Below are 18,405 nucleotides of genomic sequence, written 5' to 3' on the forward strand. Positions count from 1 at the left end.
GGCTTAGCCCACCATGACTTCGCCCCCGTCGACGGGGATAGATTGACCATTTACAGCACTGGCACCCGGCTGACACAGCCAGGCAATCGCGTCAGCGACTTCGGCCGGTTGCACCAGACGCCCCTGAGGGTTGCCTTCGGCCAGCTTGGCCTTGGCTTCGTCAAGCGACATGCCAGTTTTTTGCATGATGTTGTCGAGCGCCTCGCGAACCAGATCAGTTTCGGTGTAACCCGGGCACACGGCATTGACCGTAATACCTTTGCGGGCCACTTCGAGCGCTAACGAACGCGTTAAACCAACCACGCCATGTTTGGCGGCGCAGTAGGCACTGACATAAGCATACCCTTGCAAACCGGCGGTACTGGCCACATTGACAATGCGCCCCCACTTGGCCGCCAGCATATCTGGCATGGCGGCTTGAATACAGTGGAATGTACCGGTCAGGTTAACCGCCAGCATCTGATGCCAGCCGTCTTCAGTTAAACGATCGAAACGTTCGCTGATCGCCTGACCTGCATTATTGACCAGGATCTCGATGGGCCCGAAGCGCTCGCGCGCCTGGGCAAAGGCGGCCTTGACCACCGCCCCTTCGACAATATCGCCGGTGACGTAAGCAACGTCACCCAGCACAGCCAATTGTTCGGTTGCCTTTTGCAGCGACGAAGCGCTGCGGCCCATGAGGGTGACCTTGCAACCTTGCTGCAGCAGGCGCTCGGCCACCATCAGGCCGATGCCCCGAGAGGCACCGGTGACCAAGGCATGCCGCGGCGCTCCCGCCGCAGCGCCGATCATTTGCCAACTGGCTGTGCGTAAGCAGCAGCCCGCTCGAAGTAACTCTCAAGCTGACGTTTGGCCGGGAAGTACTGCTTGGGCCAGGTAACGTCGGTGTAGCCAATACGTGCCGATTCGCGCAGTGTCCACGCCGCGTCAGCCAGATGCGGACGACCTACGGCGCAAAGATCGGCACGACCCGAAGCGATGATGCTGTTGACGTGATCAGCCTCGAAAATGGTACCGACCGCTGTGGTCGGAATGCCAGCTTCGTTGCGGATACGGTCGGCAAACGGCGTTTGGAACATACGGCCATAGACCGGTTTTTCGTGGCGCACCACCTGACCGGACGAGCAGTCAACCAAATCGACACCAGCCGCCTTGAACATAAGGGCGATTTCGATGGCGTCGTCGGGTGTGATGCCGCCTTCGGCCCAGTCGTGTGCCGAGATGCGAACGGCCATGGGCAGATTTTGTGGCCAGACGGCGCGCATGGCCTTGAAGACTTCGAGCGGGTAGCGCATGCGGTTTTCCAGCGAACCACCGTATTCGTCTTTACGTACGTTAGTAAGCGGCGAAATGAAGCTGGACAGCAGGTAGCCGTGTGCGCAGTGCAACTCGAGCCAGTCGAAGCCAGCGGTCACAGCGCGGCGTGTTGCTGCCACAAACTGATCGCGGACCTCGTCCATTTGGGCGCGTGTGATTTCTGACGGTGTTTGAGACACACCTTCGATGTATGGAATAGGCGATGCCGAAACGATAGGCCAATTGCCTTCGTCAAGCGGCAAATCGGTGCCTTCCCAGCTAACCTTGGTCGATGCCTTGCGGCCGGCATGCCCAATCTGGACGCCGACTTTAGCGTCGGTATTCTGGTGAATGAAGTCAGTAATGCGCTTGAATGCCGATGCCTGCTCATCGTTCCAGAGGCCAGGGCAAGCGGGCGTAATACGGGCTTCGGGCGAGACACACGTCATTTCGACCATGACCAAACCGGCGCCGCCCATGGCACGCGAACCCAGATGGACCAGGTGGAAGTCGCCAGGTACGCCGTCAACGCACGAATACATGGCCATTGGCGACATGACGATACGGTTTTTAAGCGTAACGTCGCGCAGCTTGAACGGTGTATGCATGGGGGGCACGGGGTGATCGCCGTCGGCTTTGGCACCCGACTGCTTGGCCAGCCAGCGCTCGTAGCCGTCGATCCATTTCGGGTCACGTACGCGCAGGTTCTCGTGCGAGATACGCTGCGAACGGGTCAGCAACGAATAAGCAAACTGCTCAGGCTCGAAGTTTTCGTAGCGCGACACGTTCTCGAACCACTCGGTCGAGTTACGGGCAGCGTTCTGGATTTTTGCGACCTCGACACTACGGACATCTTCGTAGTGCTGCAGACCTTCATTGAGGTCGAGGTTCTTGGCGATCAGGCAGCGATGCAACTCGATCGCGTCTTCGAGCGCCAGTTTAGTACCCGAGCCAATGGAGTAGTGTGCTGTGTGAACGGCATCGCCCATGAGAATAATGGGTACGGTGCGCCCGTCGGGCAGCGTTTGACGGTGAACCCACTTGCCGCAAATAACACGGGGGAAACGAATCCAGATAGCCGAGCCACGCAGGTGGGAGGCATTCGAAATCAGCGGGTTGCCATCGAGGTAAGGGGCGAAGATTTTTTCGCAGAAGGCGATGCCTTCTTCCTGACTCATTTTGTCAATGCCGTGAGCTTGCCAGGTTTCGTCGCGGGTTTCGACAATAAAAGTCGATGTACCGGGCTCGAACTGGTAGGCGTGCGCCTGGAACCAACCGTGCTCTGTTTTGACGAAAGCAAACGTGAAGGCATCGAACGTTTTTTTGGTGCCCAGCCAAACAAAGCGGCAATGACGGGTGTCGATATCGGGCTGGAATGTGTCGGCGTAGCGTGTACGCACACGGCTGTTCAGACCGTCGGAAGCGATAACGAGATCGGCCTTGTACTTAACAGCGATTTCCTGATCGTCGGTAACGTCGGTTTCGAACACCAGGTTGACGTCCAACTCTTTGCAACGATCTTGCAGGATGTTCAGCAGCTTCTTACGACCAATACCAATGAACCCGTGACCACCGCTACGAATTGCGCGGTCTTTGTACAGAATCTCGATGTCGTCCCAGTGGTTGAAAGCCTGCGCAATGCGTTCGGCAGAGACCGGGTCGGCTTCTTTCAGGTTTTCGAGGGTAGCGTCTGAAAACACAACACCCCAGCCAAACGTATCGTACGGTCGATTGCGCTCGATGACGGTTACTTCGTGGCTAGGATCGCTGAGCTTCATGAGCAGACCAAAATACAGGCCAGCGGGACCTCCACCAATACATACGATATTCATGAGCGTTCTCCGAGAGTTTTCTTGAAATTTGAGCGCGTTTGGCAAGAGGTACGCGCAAACCTTATTTAGTTTAGGTTTAAACTATATACAGAAAAAAAACCGCGTGCAATGCTTTTTTTATGCGGCGCCGCACAATATCCGGGACACTAGAAACAACCCCTAATAGAAAACTTCAAGATTAAACTATATAAATGGTAAACCTTGATATTGTTTTCGTTTAGACTTGGACTAATTTGGCTGCATTTTCGGCCAAATTCCCCGCATTTGAACTTGTTGCCCATGAACGCTATGCACCCCCTTACCGGCGAACTCTATCGCCCCGATCTTGAAAGCCGGGCAGGCCCCGACGACCACGACGACCTGCGTCTGTGGCTACGGTTGCTCACATGCTGCAACCTTATCGAAGGCGACATCCGCAGCCGCCTGCGCATCGACTTCGAAACCACGCTGCCTCGTTTCGATCTGATGGCTCAGTTACTGCGCGTGCCCGAAGGCATGAAAATGAGCGAGCTATCCCGACACATGATGGTGACCAACGGCAACATCACCGGTATTACCGATCAACTCGAAAAAGAAGGCCTGGTCGAACGCCTGAAGGTCGCCTCCGATCGGCGCAGCTCCATCATTCGCCTGACACCAAAGGGCAAGCGCGCTTTCAAAAAAATGGCCGATGCTCACGAACACTGGATCCAGGGCCTGTTCAGCGGGCTATCCGATAAAAGCCGAAAAGCGCTTTTCGATGCGCTGGGCGAACTTAAACTGCTGGCCCAAACCCGCTTGGCGGCGCGCGACTAACAGCGCAGGCCGCATACGATAAAATGACTTTTTGCCCGCACTGCGGGCCTCATTTTTTTGTGCGAGTGCAGCCATGGCCGTCAATTTGCAAATTCCCGAAAAATCCAGCGTATTTCCGGTCGCCGGTGTAGAAATCGGCATCGCCGAAGCCGGCATCCGCAAAGCCAACCGCAAAGACCTGACCGTCTTTCGTCTGGCGCCCGGCACCGCCGTCGCCGGCGTATTTACGCAAAACCGCTTTCGGGCTGCACCAGTGCAAGTCTGCGAGGCCAACCTGACGTCAGGGTCTGAAATTCGGGCGCTGGTCGTCAACACAGGCAATGCAAATGCCGGCACCGGCACCCCGGGGCTTAAAGCCACGCACGACACTTGTGAAGCGCTGGCCAAACTGCTGGGCTTGGCGGCCAATCAAATCCTGCCGTTTTCTACGGGCGTCATTCTCGAGCCCTTACCAGTCGATCGCCTCGTGGCCGGCCTGCCCGCAGCTATTGGCAACCTGTCACCCGACAACTGGTTCGACGCCGCCTATGGCATCATGACCACCGACACCCAGCCCAAAATCAGCTCTCGCCGCGTCGATATCAATGGCCACACCGTGACCATTACCGGCATCAGCAAAGGCGCGGGCATGATTAAACCCAATATGGCCACCATGCTGGGTTACCTGGCGACCGACGCAGGTATTGCACCGGCACTGCTCAAGCAAGTAGCGGCCGACCTGGCCAACCAATCATTCAACCGCATCACTGTCGATGGCGACACCTCGACCAATGATTCGTTCATTGTCATGGCCACGGGCCAGTGCGGGCTGTCTATCGACTCACGCGAGCACCCCGCCTATCCCGCGCTTTACCAGGCATTGGCCGAAGCCGCCCTCGACCTGGCCCAAAAAATCGTGCGTGATGCCGAAGGCGCCACCAAATTCATGACAATCCGGGTTGAAGGCGCAAGCAACACCGACGAGGCCCTCAAAGTAGCTTACGCCGTTGCCCATTCGCCCTTGGTAAAAACGGCGTTTTACGCCAGTGACCCAAACTTGGGCCGTATTTTGGCGGCTATCGGCTATGCCGGCATTACTGACCTGGATGTCGGTGGTGTCAACCTGTGGCTAGGCGACGTTCTGGTGGCCAGCAATGGCCAACGGCACCCCGATTACGTCGAAGCAGACGGCCAACGCATCATGAAAGAGGCCGAAATCGCAGTACGCATCGCACTGGGCAGAGGCAACGTCACCGAAACGGTCTACACCTGCGACTTCTCGCACGACTATGTCAGCATCAACGCCGACTACCGTTCGTAAGTTTGCACGTTGCCCAAAACACAACAGCCAGGGCGCCGGGCACACCCTTGCCCGCCCTTAGCTGTTGACTTCAAACGGTTTTTTAAGCCATAATAGCCAGCTTGGCATTTTGCCAAGATATTTTTTTGAGGTATTCCCACATGTACGCGGTCATAAAAACCGGTGGCAAACAGTATCGTGTTGTCGCTGGCCAAAAACTCAAGGTAGAACAGATACCAGCAGACATCGGGCAAGAAATCTCGCTAGACCAGGTATTGTCGGTAGGTGAAGGCGACCAGCTTAAAATTGGTACGCCATTAGTCGCCGGTGCCGTGGTCAAGGCAACTGTTCTTGCGCAAGGTCGGCACGACAAGGTAAAAATCTTCAAAATGCGCCGTCGCAAGCACTATCAAAAGCGTCAAGGCCATCGTCAAAACTACACCGAACTGCGCATTGACACAGTCAACGTGTAATTTCGGATAAGGTCATCAGGAGCTAAACATGGCACAAAAGAAAGGCGGCGGCTCAACGCGGAACGGTCGCGATTCAGAATCGAAACGACTGGGTGTAAAAGTTTACGGTGGTCAGGCAATTAACGCCGGCTCCATCATTGTTCGCCAGCGTGGTACGCAATTCCACCCCGGCGTCAACGTCGGTATTGGTAAAGACCACACGCTGTACTCGCTGGTCGACGGCCAAGTAAAGTTCGCCGTTAAAGGCGCACTGAACAAGCGCACCGTATCGGTTGTATCGGCTGACTAAGCTCTGCAATCTTGCGCGCAAAGCCCTACCAGCCGGTAGGGCTTTTTGTTTTAGAATATCCTCTTAATTTTTAAGCGACGGGCCCCATGAAATTCGTAGACGAAGCCACCATCGAAGTTATTGCCGGCAAAGGCGGTAACGGCGCCGCGAGCTTTCGCCGCGAAAAGTTCATCCCAAGGGGTGGGCCTGACGGCGGTGACGGCGGGCGTGGCGGCAGTATTTATGCCATTGCCGACCGCAACATCAATACCCTTATCGACTTCCGCTATTCGCGTCTGCATCGCGCCAAAAATGGTGAAAACGGCCGCGGGTCTGACCAGTACGGCGCAGCTGCCCCCGACATCACCTTGCGCGTCCCTGTCGGCACCACAATTTTTGACGCTGACACAGGCGAGCAATTATTCGACCTCGACCGTCACAACCAGCAAGTCACACTGGCGGCTGGCGGCGACGGCGGCAAAGGTAACCTGCACTTCAAGTCCAGCACCAATCGCGCGCCCAAGCAATTCACCTACGGTCAAGAAGGCCAGCAGCGCCGCCTGCGTTTCGAGCTCAAAGTATTGGCCGACGTCGGCCTGCTGGGTTTGCCTAATGCCGGTAAATCCACCTTCATCAGCCGGGTTTCAAACGCGCGTCCCAAAATTGCCGACTACCCATTTACAACACTGCACCCTAATCTGGGGGTCGTTCGCACGTCCGAATCACGCAGTTTCGTTATTGCCGATATCCCTGGCCTCATTGAAGGCGCCTCCGAGGGCGCCGGGCTGGGGCATTTATTCTTGCGCCATTTGTCCCGCACACGAGTGCTGTTGCATCTGGTCGACGTCTCCTCGCCCGACCCCGACATCGATCCCGTCGGCCCTGCCGTAGAGGGCGCCCAGGCCATTGTCGAAGAGCTTCGCAAGTACGACCAGACGCTTTACGAGAAACCCCGCTGGCTTGTCCTGAACAAGCTCGACATGGTGGCTGACCCCGAAGACGTCAAGAAACGCATTTGCAAGGCGCTTGACTGGAAAGGCCCGGTATTTGCCATTTCTGCACTTACCGGTGAAGGCACGCAAGACCTGATCTGGGCACTGCAAGACTGGCTCGACGAAGAGCGACAGCGCGCCAATACGGCGTCCGACAAGGCCGATGGTTCGTATGTTGCTGAAGACCCTCGCTTCGACGACACACGCGGCCCGGTCGACACGCCCGACGCCTCCTGACTCCCTATCGCTTCCCCTTTACCTTCAGTTTCAGCCATGTCTTCCGAGACCTCAGTCGTCGCCAAATCGAAACGTATTGTTGCCAAAGTCGGCTCTTCCCTGGTCACCAACGAAGGGCGAGGCATCGACCTGGTTGCCGTCGGTGAATGGGCCGCGCAAATCGCCGCCCTGCACCAGCAAGGGCGCGAGGTTGTGCTGGTGTCCAGCGGCGCCATCGCCGAAGGTATGGCACGCTTGGGTTGGGCCAAGCGCCCGCAAGCCATGCACGAGCTTCAGGCGGCTGCGGCAGTTGGCCAAATGGGTCTGGTACAAGCCTACGAAGTTGCCTTCGCACGTCATGGCATTCGCACGGCACAAATTCTGCTCACCCACGAAGACCTGGCCGACCGCGAGCGCTACCTGAACGCGCGGACAACGCTATATACCTTGCTGTCGCTGGGTGTGGTGCCCATCGTCAACGAAAATGACACCGTCGTCACCGATGAAATTCGGTTTGGTGACAACGACACATTGGGCGCACTCGTTACCAATCTTATCGAAGCCGACGCGCTGATCATTCTTACTGATCAGGCCGGTCTGTTCAGCGCCGACCCGCGCAAAAACCCCGAAGCCGAACTGATTCAGGTCGCACAAGCCGGAGACCCAGCACTGGAAGCCATGGCCGGCGGCGCCGGCAGCGGCATCGGAACAGGCGGCATGCTGACCAAAGTAATGGCAGCGCGCCGCGCCGCCAATAGCGGCGCCCACACCATCATTGCGTCAGGGCGCGAGCCGCACGTCTTGCAGCGGCTTGCCAACGGCGAACGTATAGGCAGTGAACTACGCGCCCTGCTCCCGGTCAGATCCGCGCGTCAGCGCTGGATTGCCAATCATCTTCGGCTGCGCGGCAAAGTCACGCTTGACGACGGCGCAGTCAAAGCCTTGACCAGTGGTCGCAAAAGCCTCCTGCCAATTGGCGTCATTCATGTCGACGGTGATTTCGAACGGGGTGATGTCGTGGCCTGTATCGACCAGCAAGGACGCGAATGCGGGCGAGGCCTGATCAATTATTCGGCCACTGACACCCGGCGCATCATGCGCCAGCCCACCGCACGCATTGCCGAAATTCTCGGCAGCATGTCGGATGCCGAACTGATGCATCGTGACAATATGGTGTTTTTGCGGCAATCGTAGGTCGGCCAATAACAACTGATTACGCCATCGGCCCCACAAACATATAGCCCGAGCCGTGTAAAGAGCGCACTGGCAACTCGAGGTTTCGAGCCTGAAACTTGCGACGCATTCTACTGACAAGCACGCTTAATCGTTCGCGTTTGGCGCCATCGGCTTCTGCCGCCAAATAACTGCCTGCGGCTTTCAGCAGTTGCTCGTGTGTTGCGCTACGCTCGTCAGACGATGCCAACGCCAGCATGAAGGCGCGCTCGGTCGTGGTCAACGGTACCTCTTGGCCTTCAGGGCTGACCAATTTCCAGGCATTTTCTGTAAAACGCCACGCGGGCGGAGCATCGAACAACTGTGCAGCGGGGTCACTACCCGTCATACGACGCAACAGCGCAAATACGCCAGCCACCACAAGGCGATCGGACGCATTTGGTGTGAAATACATATCAATGCCAGACTGCAAGGCTAATAGTTGAGTGTCTTCGTGCAAGTCAGGGACGAATGCCGCAATACCCATGTGCGGAAAATCTACGCGCAACAAGTGTGCCAACGCTGCATTTTCGGCCAGCAAGCCGCACAGCACGGCAAACATACGTGGCCTGCTATCTTCGTCATCAAGCGCACGCTTTCGCGCTATTAAGGCCGCTTTTGACAATAATTGCGATGCGCTCTTACAGCTGACCCGTTCGAAGCCAGCAGCGCCCAAGGTCGTGCAACACGCCACCAGACCTTGCTCGGAGACCTGGGCTGGCGTGTCTTTCGGCTCGTACCAAAGTATTAACGGCAACGACATTTTGATCACACCTCACGAAACGTAATAAAAAATCTAATCGATAATTTACCCGAATATCACATACGTAATTTTAATTATTACCAACGTGATTGAACTAGGCGCTTCAATCACGTTTGTGAACACCTTAGCCGAACGCCTCAAACACGCTCGAAATTTGCGCAACCTGACCCAGAAAGAACTGGCGCAGGCAGCGAAAATCTCTCAGGGCGCAATTTCCAATTACGAAACTCGGTTGCGCGCCAGCCCACGACAGTTGTTGAAATTGGCCGCCGCACTGAAGATAAGCCCGTCATGGCTGGCAGAAGGCATCGGCGCCATGGAGATCCCGGCCAGTTCTGCGTTAACGCTGCAAGACAACAGTCTGGCGAACCACGCAGCTCAAGTCTGGCCCTTTGAACGCATCAGCGTAGCCGACGTCCAGTCCTTGTCGGCAGAGCAACGACGCATGATCGAAGACGTCATCCTGACCTGGACACAAAACGTCAGAACCGGTTAACGCAGCACATCTCTAGCTAAGGGCTTTAGCCAATCGCGTCTTCCGATGACGCTACATAACGCTTCGGGCGGGCTGGCGCAATTTGCACCAATCTCCTATACTGCGCGCTCATGCAGGGGTACTTGCCTTCGGGCAGGTTGAGACAAACCCTTTGTACCAGTACGGATAATGCCGATGCTGGGAGCAAAATCCTTCAGTACCGTTGCCTCCCTATTCGGCTCCATAGCGTCATTTTGGAGCAACCATGACCACCCTCCCCCCCCTTTCCGCCTCGGCAATCGCCGACCCGGCCGCTGTTCAAGCCTTCCCCAACGCCCGCAAAATCTACCAAACGGGTTCCCGTCCGGATATCCGCGTGCCGTTTCGCGAAATTTCTCAACACGCCACGCCCGACGTAGGCGGAGAGGAAGCCAACCCACCCATTACGGTGTACGACACCAGCGGCCCTTATACCGATCCGGACGTCATCATTGATATTCGCAGAGGCCTGGCCGAGGTCAGAACGCCATGGATCGAAGAGCGCAATGACACTGAGCGTTTGCCTGGACCAAGCAGCGCATTTGGTCAGGCCCGCCGCCAAGACCCAACGACAGAAGCGCTACGCTTTGATTTGAAGCGTTTGCCACGCCGCGCAATACCCGGACGTAATGTGACGCAAATGCACTACGCACGTCAGGGCATTGTCACACCGGAAATGGAATACGTAGCGATTCGCGAAAACTTGCGCCGGGATGCCTACCTGGACAGCCTGAAGGCACTCGGCCCCAAGGGCGAACGCATGTACCGGCAACTGACACGAGAGCACCCCGGCGCACCTTTGGGTGCCAATATTCCGACCATCATCACGCCCGAATTCGTACGCGACGAGATTGCGCGCGGACGAGCGATCATTCCGGCCAACATCAACCACCCCGAACTTGAGCCGATGATCATTGGCCGTAACTTTCTGGTGAAAATTAACGCCAACATCGGGAATTCGGCACTGCAATCAGATATTGCACAGGAAGTCGAGAAAATGACGTGGGCCATTCGCTGGGGCGGCGATACGGTCATGGACTTGTCGACCGGCAAAAATATCCATGAAACCCGCGAATGGATCATCCGGAACTCACCGGTACCGATAGGGACCGTACCGCTTTACCAAGCCTTGGAAAAGGTAGACGGAAAGGCCGAGGAACTGACGTGGGAAATTTTCCGCGACACCTTAATCGAGCAAGCCGAGCAAGGGGTGGACTACTTCACAATTCATGCCGGCGTGCGGCTGCCCTTCATACCACTCACAGCAGAACGCCTGACCGGCATTGTCTCGCGGGGTGGGTCGATCATGGCCAAATGGTGCCTGGCGCATCACCGCGAAAGCTTTTTATACGAGCACTTCGAAGAGATATGCGACATCATGAAAGCGTACGACGTCAGCTTCTCGCTGGGGGACGGTTTGCGGCCGGGGTCCATTCACGACGCCAATGATGAAGCGCAGTTTGCCGAACTACGTACATTGGGCGAACTGACGAAAATTGCCTGGAAGCACGACGTACAGGTCATGATCGAAGGTCCGGGCCATGTGCCCATGCACCTGATCAAACGAAACATGGACGAGCAGCTCAAGCACTGCCATGAAGCGCCCTTTTATACGCTTGGCCCCCTGACGACCGACATTGCGCCAGGTTATGACCACATCACATCAGGCATTGGCGCCGCACTGATCGGCTGGTACGGTACCGCCATGCTGTGCTACGTCACACCCAAAGAACACCTTGGATTGCCCAACAAGAAAGATGTCAAGGACGGCATCATTACCTACAAAATTGCGGCACACGCTGCCGACTTGGCTAAAGGGCATCCGGGCGCGGCCATTCGCGACAACGCCCTGTCCAAGGCGCGCTTCGAGTTCCGCTGGGAAGATCAGTTCAACCTGGGCCTTGACCCCGACACTGCACGCGATTTTCACGACCAGACGTTACCCAAAGCTGCCATGAAAACCGCGCACTTCTGCTCGATGTGCGGCCCGCATTTTTGCAGCATGAAAATTACACAAGATGTACGGGAATACGCCGCCGGGCGCGGTATCGAAGCAGAAAAAGCCTTGCAGCTAGGAATGCAGGAAAAGGCCGTAGAGTTTGTGAAACAAGGCAAACAGCTGTATTCCCGCGCTAAATAACACGCAAACCGGTGGCACGAAACTCTGCTGGAGTTGTCCCTGTCAGGCGTCGGAAAACACTGGTGAGATGACTTTGACCCGAAAAGCCCGTCAGCAGCGCAATCTGACTGATGGGCTGATCGGACTTGAGCAATAAGTGACGGGCACGCTCGATGCGGCGCTGAACCACATACTGGTGCAACGATTGCCCGACCTGCTTTTTAAAGGCGCGCGCAAAAAAATGAGGGCTATAGTCGGCAACGCCTGCCAGGGCAACCAGGCTTAAGTCCTGATCTAGCGCGGTGTCAATGTAATCGAGCACGCGCTGTACGCCCTGACGGGAAATACGTGCACTTTGCGCAGCTTGCGCCCGTTGCCGAATGACCCCGTCCCCCAGTGCATATAAAGTTTGCACCGCCATGGTGTGTGCCAGAGCATCGGTATAAAGGTGACCGCCCGTACCGGACGGCGCACGCAATTCGGACAACACGGCCAGCGCCAGTTGCTCCAGCAGCGGCTCGCTCTCACCCAGTATGGGCCTGATTTCAGCGCGACGCATATCGCCCTCGTACACCTCGGCAACAACCTGTTCGACAAGTGTCCGTCGCAAATACAGCAGCATGACCTGCGGCGCGCCAGTCACCTGCCATTGCGACTCGGTGTTAGGCGGGATTGTGCCGAAACATCGGGGCCGCAGGTCGGCCGAGTGCGTTTGCCCCGTACCCGGCAGACGCCGCCTGATATGCGCGGAACCGGCGACACAGTACGCCAGACAGAGGTGATCGACAGCCGGAACCGTAGCAGACCAGGATTGTTCGGTAGCCAACGATGCGTAAACATGCCGCCAGCCGAGGCCTTCGCTTGACACCACAAGACGATTACCCGCCAAAGAAGCGATGCGATGGGTCTCGCGGGACGGAAACTCTGCTTGGCTGGCCATAAGCTGCTTTTGCGCACAGGCGCGCACGGTTTAATGGTCTATCGGTCAATTCAGGCGAACGCCATCGTCTCGCCTCCCAATCACTATAGAGCATGACACCTCCGTCAACGGCACATATCGGGGTTAATCCCGATCCAGAATTTGACAAGCACCCACAGAAATCGAGTATCGGACCGCCGCGCTGCTCACGTAAAGTCAAGCCATCTCAACTAAAACCTCGACTTCCTATGACTCATACCGACGTTCTTGTTGTTGGGGGCAGCCTTGTCGGGCTGTCGGCAGCAGCCATGCTGGCACACCAGGGCATTTCGTGCCTTTGCATCGAGCGCCATCAGGGGACGGCCATTCACCCGCGGGCCGGACACTTCCATTTACGCACGCTTGAGGCATTTCAAGCCATTGGCCTGGAAGCCGCCGTACGCAAAACATCTGAAGCGCAGTTTGATCCGGATGGCGGCATCAGCGCCGTCGAGTCGCTGGCCGGCCGGGAAATTGCCCAATACATTGCCAACCTGAATGCCGGTGTTGAGCAGTACAGCCCCAGTCGTCGGCTGTTCATGACACAACAAAGCCTGGAACCCTTGCTACGAGAGCGCGCCCAGGAACTGGGCGCCGCACTAAACTACAGCACCGAACTCGTCGACTTCACGCAAGACGATCAGGGCGTTACGGCCAGGGTACGCCATCTCGACACGGGTAAAGAAGGCAGTATCCGCGCCAAGTACATGATTGCCGCCGACGGAAACCGCAGCCCGGTCAGGCATAAGCTCGGCATCGATATGACCGGACACGGCGAGCTGTCACACAGCGTCACGCTCTACTTCAAGGCCGACTGCAGTCGTTGGCTTGAAGGCCGTAATCTGGGTGTGATCTATGTGAAAAATGACAAACTGCGGGGCTTCTTCCGTATGGTGCGCAGTGGTGAAGCCGGGTTTCTGGTGGTCAATACTGCGGGCGACATCAGCGACCCGCAGGCACACAACATTGCCGACGTCATTACGCCGCAACGGGCCGAAGCACTGGTTCGCGATGGCATTGGCGACGCCACTGTACCCATTGCGATTGAAGACATAGCACGCTGGCGCGCCGTCGCCGATGTCGCAACGGCGTTTTCAAACCAACGGGTGTTCCTGGCCGGCGATGCCGCGCACGTCATGCCGCCTACGGGTGGGTTTGGTGGCAATACCGGGGTGCAAGATGCACATAATCTGTGCTGGAAACTGGCCCTGGTCATCAAAGGCATAGCGGCACCCGCACTTTTAAGTACCTACGATGCCGAGCGTCGCCCTGTTTGCGCACTGACCGTCGAACAGGCCTACACACGTTACGTGCTTAGAATCCACCCAGAACGTGATCGCACAGGCATGCAGCCCCTGGTCGACGACCTGAACATGGAAATCGGATACTTATACCGCTCGGCCGCCATCGCTCCGCTAAAAGAAGACCACAATCTGGTTTACGAAGACCCGCGCACCGCCACAGGCCGCCCTGGCAGCCGGACGCCGCACTTGCGACTTAACCATAACGGCACACCGTGCGCCGTGCTTGACCTGGCCGCAAAAGACCACCTGTTGCTGTGCGGGGCTGCGGGCCGAAAGTGGGCCGAAGCGGCGGCAGGCGCGGCAAAAATCCTGGGGCTGCCGCTCGCCGTCCATGTCTTGAACGCCGAATCTCCTGCAAATACCGAATCCGTCAGGAACCCGACAGGCTCACTCCAAGACGTCGAGCACCAATTCGAGTCTCGCTATCAGGTCTCGAGCAGCGGCGCCGTGCTGATCCGCCCCGACGGCTTCATTGCATGGAAGGCGCCGTCAGACGAAAACGCACGGCCCGGATACATGGAAGACGTGCTGGCCTGCGCTTTAGGCAGAGGGTAACTGGCAGCGCCAAAAGTGCATTGCAAAAAATAAACCCCGCTGCAAAAAACAGAGGGGTATCAACAATCTGAAACGGGGCCGAAGCCCCGTTTTTTACACCACTTGCCGCTTTACTTGCGCGTCAGCTGGCTGATGTCGCGTACCGCACCGCGGTCGGCCGAGGTGGCCATTGCAGCGTAGGCCAGCAACGCCTGCGACACCACACGCTCGCGGCTTACCGGCTTCCAGGCCTTATCTCCACGCGCTTCCATAGCCGCGCGGCGCTGCTCGAGCTCGGCATCGGAAATCGCCAAATTGATGGTGCGATTCGGGATGTCGATTTCGATGGTGTCGCCATCATTGACCAAACCGATATTGCCGCCTTCGGCCGCTTCGGGTGATGCGTGACCGATAACCAGCCCCGACGACCCGCCGGAAAAACGGCCATCGGTAAGCAATGCCGACGACGCGCCCAGACCCTTGGATTTGAGGTAAGACGTGGGGTACAGCATTTCTTGCATGCCGGGGCCGCCTTTGGGGCCCTCGTAGCGAATAATGACAACGTCGCCTGCCTTGACTTGGTCTTCAAGAATGCCTGCAACGGCGTCTTCCTGGCTTTCGTAGACGCGGGCCTTGCCCGTGAACTTGAGGATGCTGTCATCAACGCCAGCAGTCTTGACAATACAACCGTTAGGCGCCAGGTTGCCGTACAACACCGCCAAGCCGCCATCTTGCGAATAGGCATGTGCCTTGTCACGAATACAGCCGCTCTCGCGATCGAGGTCGAGTGCGTCGTAGTAGCGATCTTGGCTGAACGCGACCTGAGTAGGAATACCGCCTGGCGATGCACGGAAGAACTCGAGCACTTCGGGGTTCACGTCGGGCGACTTGACGTCCCATTGTTTGATGGCATTACCCAGCGTGCCGCTATGTACGTTACCTACGTCAAGATTTAGCAGACCGGCGCGGGCCAGTTCGGCCAAAATACCAATAATGCCGCCGGCGCGATGCACGTCTTCGATGTGGTATTTGTCGGTTGCCGGCGCCACTTTAGACAAACAGGGGACACGACGCGAGATATGGTCGATGTCGGACATCGTGAAATTGACACCGGCCTCTTGGGCGGCGGCCAACAGGTGCAACACCGTATTGGTCGACCCGCCCATAGACACGTCGAGCGTCATGGCGTTTTCGAAGGCTTCGAAGGTGGCAATACTGCGCGGCAATACCGAAACGTCGTCTTGTTCGTAGTAACGCTTGCAGAGGTCGACCACCAGCTTGCCTGCGTTTTCGAACAGCGTTTTACGGCGCGCATGGGTAGCCACAATGGTGCCGTTACCGGGCAACGACAGACCCAGGGCTTCGGTCAGACAGTTCATGGAGTTGGCCGTGAACATGCCCGAACACGAACCACAAGTAGGGCACGCGCTACGTTCGATTTCGGCTACTTCGGCGTCGGACACTTTGTCGTCGGCCGCTTTGACCATGGCGTCTACCAGGTCAAGCTTCATGATGATTTTTTTGCTGGTGGGGTCGATCACCTTACCCGCTTCCATGGGGCCGCCCGACACAAAAACCACTGGAATATTCAGGCGCATCGCGGCCATGAGCATACCGGGGGTGATTTTGTCGCAATTGGAAATGCACACCATAGCGTCGGCACAATGGGCATTGACCATGTACTCGACTGAGTCGGCGATAAGTTCGCGCGAAGGCAGCGAATACAGCATGCCGCCGTGGCCCATGGCAATGCCGTCGTCGACCGCAATAGTGTTGAACTCTTTGGCCACGCCGCCGGCTGCCTCGATTTGGCGGGCAACCAGTTGCCCCATGTCTTTAAGGTGCACGTGACCGGGCACAAACTGGGTGAACGAGTTGACGACAGCAATAATGGGTTTTTCGAAGTCGCCGTCTTTCATGCCGGTGGCACGCCACAGCGCGCGGGCACCGGCCATGTTGCGGCCATGAGTCGAGGTACGGGAACGATATTGGGGCATGGAAATTCTCTGCAAATGTTGCGCTTGAATTCGTCAATGATACCAAGTATGAGGGGCTAGCGTTGATCAAAATCAAACTCTGCAAGGCCCTGATATGCCACGATGAACATATGTTCCAGGCGTGACCTGCAACAGCACTGGCCATAAGCCATACCGCCGTCGGCCCAACCACACCGCCGCTGGCATTACCCAAGGAGCCCGCAATGTCGTTACCCCAAAAGATGAATGCCATGGTTTACCACGGCCCCGGCCAAAAGGCCTGGGAGTCAGTCGACACCCCAAAGGTCCTGCACCCCACTGACGCCATCATCCGTGTAACCAAAACCACTATTTGCGGCACCGACCTGCATATTCTGAAAGGCGACGTGCCTGCGGTGACAGATGGCCGCATTCTGGGGCACGAAGGGGTAGGTGTTGTCGAGGCTGTCGGCGACGCCGTCAGCAACTTCAAACCCGGCGACCGGGTACTGATTTCGTGCATTACCTCTTGCGGCAAATGCGAATACTGCAAAAAGCAAATGTATTCACATTGCGAAGACGGCGGCTGGATTCTGGGCCATTTAATTAATGGCACACAAGCCGAATATGTACGCATCCCCCATGCCGACAACAGCCTGTATCCGATTCCGGCGGGGTCCGACGAAGAAGCCTTGGTCATGTTAAGCGACATTTTGCCCACTGGCTTTGAAATCGGCGTGCTGTATGGTGCTGTCAAGCCAGGTGACACCGTGGCCATTGTCGGGGCCGGCCCTGTAGGCATGGCGTCTTTGCTGACGGCGCAGTTCTATTCGCCCGCACGCCTGATTATGATCGACGTTGACGACGCCCGCCTTGAAATGGCCATGAAGTTCGGTGCCACCGAAGTCATCAACAGCACCAAAGCCGATGTTGCCGCGCATATCAAGGCGACGACCAAAGACGGCGTTGACGTGGCCATAGAAGCCGTGGGTATCCCGCAAACCTTCGACGTCTGCCAGAACATCATCCGCCCCGGGGGGCATTTGGCCAACGTCGGCGTACACGGCACCAGCGTCGACCTGCAAATCCAGAAGCTCTGGATCCAGAACGTAACCATCACCACCGGCCTGGTCAATACCAACACCACCCCCATGCTGCTCAAAAACGTAACATCAGGTCGCCTGCAAGCTGAGGGGTTAATTACGCATCGCTTTAAATTCAACGATTTCCCTCAGGCCTACGAGGTCTTCGGAAATGCCGCCAAAGAAAAAGCGATGAAAGTCATTATCAGCAGCGATTAAACCCGGCTCGTCGGCAAAATAATAGCAACGCAGGGCAGTAAACATGTATCTTGAATGGTGCTCAAATAGAGCGCCATTTTGTATTCAGACTCGAAAGCTAGCAGGTATGATTACCTGACTTTTTATTTTATCGAGACCGCCATGTCCGAAAACGCCATCTCCGTTCATCTACGTCAGCAAAAAGACTTCCAATTCGAAATTTCTTTTGGCGAGGGCATCCCCACCGTACTGGGCGACGAACCGGCACCCATCGGCGAAGGCAAAGGTCCCTCTCCCGCGCAATTTCTGGCGGCTGCCGTCGGCAACTGTTTGTCCGACTCCCTGTTTTTTGCGATTAAAAAGTACAAACAAGATCCGCAACCCATTCAGTGCAAAGTTACTGCCGAAATCGGCCGCAACGAACAAGGGCGCTTGCGCATCACGCACATGCAGGCCACGCTGACACTAGGTGTACCTGCCGCATCACTGCAACATATGGATCGCGTCCTGTCGTCTTTCGAGGCGTTCTGTACGGTCACGCAAAGTGTTGGCCAAGGCATCCCCATCACCATCGAAGTGTTCGACAGCGAAAACCAACGACTTAAATAAAGACGG

At 56.8% G+C, this 18,405-nt stretch carries 16 protein-coding genes and 1 riboswitch; of the genes, 11 read left to right on the forward strand and 5 right to left on the reverse strand.

The features are described 5' to 3' along the window. Positions 1–3: 3 nt before the first annotated feature. Together CHR62_RS10340 and CHR62_RS10345 are read right to left on the reverse strand one after the other, a co-directional pair. The gene (locus CHR62_RS10340) at positions 4–792 is read right to left on the reverse strand and encodes an SDR family NAD(P)-dependent oxidoreductase (RefSeq protein ID WP_093969457.1); all 789 of its coding nucleotides are present in this window, start codon (positions 790–792) and stop codon (positions 4–6) included. Then, a complete protein-coding gene (locus tag CHR62_RS10345) occupies positions 789–3,128 on the reverse strand; it encodes a bifunctional salicylyl-CoA 5-hydroxylase/oxidoreductase (protein WP_093969458.1) in 2,340 nt (779 codons plus the stop codon). The genes CHR62_RS10340 and CHR62_RS10345 overlap by 4 nt, the downstream gene beginning before the upstream one ends. A 279-nt stretch (positions 3,129–3,407) precedes the next feature. Here CHR62_RS10345 and CHR62_RS10350 point away from each other — a divergent pair, with 279 nt between their 5' ends. The 6 genes from CHR62_RS10350 to proB all read left to right on the forward strand — a co-directional run bounded on the left by CHR62_RS10350 (position 3,408) and on the right by proB (position 8,345). After that, a complete protein-coding gene (locus CHR62_RS10350; protein ID WP_233574959.1) occupies positions 3,408–3,923 on the forward strand; it encodes a MarR family winged helix-turn-helix transcriptional regulator in 516 nt (171 codons plus the stop codon). A 73-nt stretch (positions 3,924–3,996) separates the two neighbouring features. Further along, positions 3,997–5,223: a bifunctional glutamate N-acetyltransferase/amino-acid acetyltransferase ArgJ gene (argJ, locus tag CHR62_RS10355; protein WP_093969460.1), complete on the forward strand. Its 1,227-nt coding sequence runs from the start codon at positions 3,997–3,999 to the stop codon at positions 5,221–5,223. Between the two features lie 140 nt (positions 5,224–5,363). Then, complete coding sequence (gene rplU / locus CHR62_RS10360; RefSeq protein WP_123660885.1) at positions 5,364–5,675, forward strand: 50S ribosomal protein L21; 312 nt, start codon at positions 5,364–5,366, stop codon at positions 5,673–5,675. 28 nt (positions 5,676–5,703) lie between these two features. Continuing rightward, positions 5,704–5,964: a 50S ribosomal protein L27 gene (gene rpmA / locus CHR62_RS10365; protein ID WP_093969462.1), complete on the forward strand. Its 261-nt coding sequence runs from the start codon at positions 5,704–5,706 to the stop codon at positions 5,962–5,964. A gap of 86 nt (positions 5,965–6,050) precedes the next feature. After that, complete coding sequence (gene obgE, locus CHR62_RS10370; RefSeq protein WP_093969463.1) at positions 6,051–7,172, forward strand: GTPase ObgE; 1,122 nt, start codon at positions 6,051–6,053, stop codon at positions 7,170–7,172. A 36-nt stretch (positions 7,173–7,208) separates the two neighbouring features. Continuing rightward, positions 7,209–8,345 (forward strand): glutamate 5-kinase, encoded by a 1,137-nt coding sequence (gene proB, locus CHR62_RS10375; protein ID WP_093969464.1) that lies wholly within the window; start codon positions 7,209–7,211, stop codon positions 8,343–8,345. A 19-nt stretch (positions 8,346–8,364) separates the two neighbouring features. Here the strand turns inward: proB and CHR62_RS10380 are convergent, their stop codons facing one another. Beyond that, a complete protein-coding gene (locus CHR62_RS10380; protein WP_093969465.1) occupies positions 8,365–9,126 on the reverse strand; it encodes a helix-turn-helix domain-containing protein in 762 nt (253 codons plus the stop codon). Positions 9,127–9,241: 115 nt separating this feature from the next. On the opposite strand from CHR62_RS10380, the gene CHR62_RS10385 reads away from it, so the two are divergent. Beyond that, a complete protein-coding gene (locus CHR62_RS10385; RefSeq protein WP_158214000.1) occupies positions 9,242–9,622 on the forward strand; it encodes a helix-turn-helix domain-containing protein in 381 nt (126 codons plus the stop codon). A 104-nt stretch (positions 9,623–9,726) separates the two neighbouring features. Continuing rightward, positions 9,727–9,822: riboswitch (TPP riboswitch) on the forward strand. 44 nt (positions 9,823–9,866) lie between these two features. Next, complete coding sequence (thiC, locus tag CHR62_RS10390; protein ID WP_123660886.1) at positions 9,867–11,780, forward strand: phosphomethylpyrimidine synthase ThiC; 1,914 nt, start codon at positions 9,867–9,869, stop codon at positions 11,778–11,780. Here the strand turns inward: thiC and CHR62_RS10395 are convergent. Beyond that, positions 11,773–12,699 (reverse strand): AraC family transcriptional regulator, encoded by a 927-nt coding sequence (locus tag CHR62_RS10395; protein WP_123660887.1) that lies wholly within the window; start codon positions 12,697–12,699, stop codon positions 11,773–11,775. The genes thiC and CHR62_RS10395 overlap by 8 nt on opposite strands. Before the next feature lie 227 nt (positions 12,700–12,926). Here CHR62_RS10395 and CHR62_RS10400 point away from each other — a divergent pair, with 227 nt between their 5' ends. After that, entirely contained in the window at positions 12,927–14,576 is a 1,650-nt protein-coding gene (locus tag CHR62_RS10400; protein WP_158609119.1) for an FAD-dependent monooxygenase, read from the forward strand. A gap of 110 nt (positions 14,577–14,686) precedes the next feature. Here the strand turns inward: CHR62_RS10400 and ilvD are convergent, their stop codons facing one another. Further along, a complete protein-coding gene (gene ilvD, locus CHR62_RS10405; protein WP_093969469.1) occupies positions 14,687–16,552 on the reverse strand; it encodes a dihydroxy-acid dehydratase in 1,866 nt (621 codons plus the stop codon). A 221-nt stretch (positions 16,553–16,773) separates the two neighbouring features. On the opposite strand from ilvD, the gene CHR62_RS10410 reads away from it, so the two are divergent. Continuing rightward, positions 16,774–17,811, forward strand: coding sequence for a zinc-dependent alcohol dehydrogenase family protein (locus CHR62_RS10410; RefSeq protein WP_123660946.1), 1,038 nt, complete (start codon positions 16,774–16,776; stop codon positions 17,809–17,811). 141 nt (positions 17,812–17,952) lie between these two features. Then, positions 17,953–18,399, forward strand: a complete 447-nt coding sequence (locus CHR62_RS10415; protein ID WP_123660889.1) for an OsmC family protein — start codon at positions 17,953–17,955, stop codon at positions 18,397–18,399. Positions 18,400–18,405: the final 6 nt, after the last annotated feature.

The sequence above is a fragment of the Pusillimonas sp. NJUB218 genome (assembly GCF_003788685.1).
Lineage (GTDB): Bacteria > Pseudomonadota > Gammaproteobacteria > Burkholderiales > Burkholderiaceae_B > Neopusillimonas.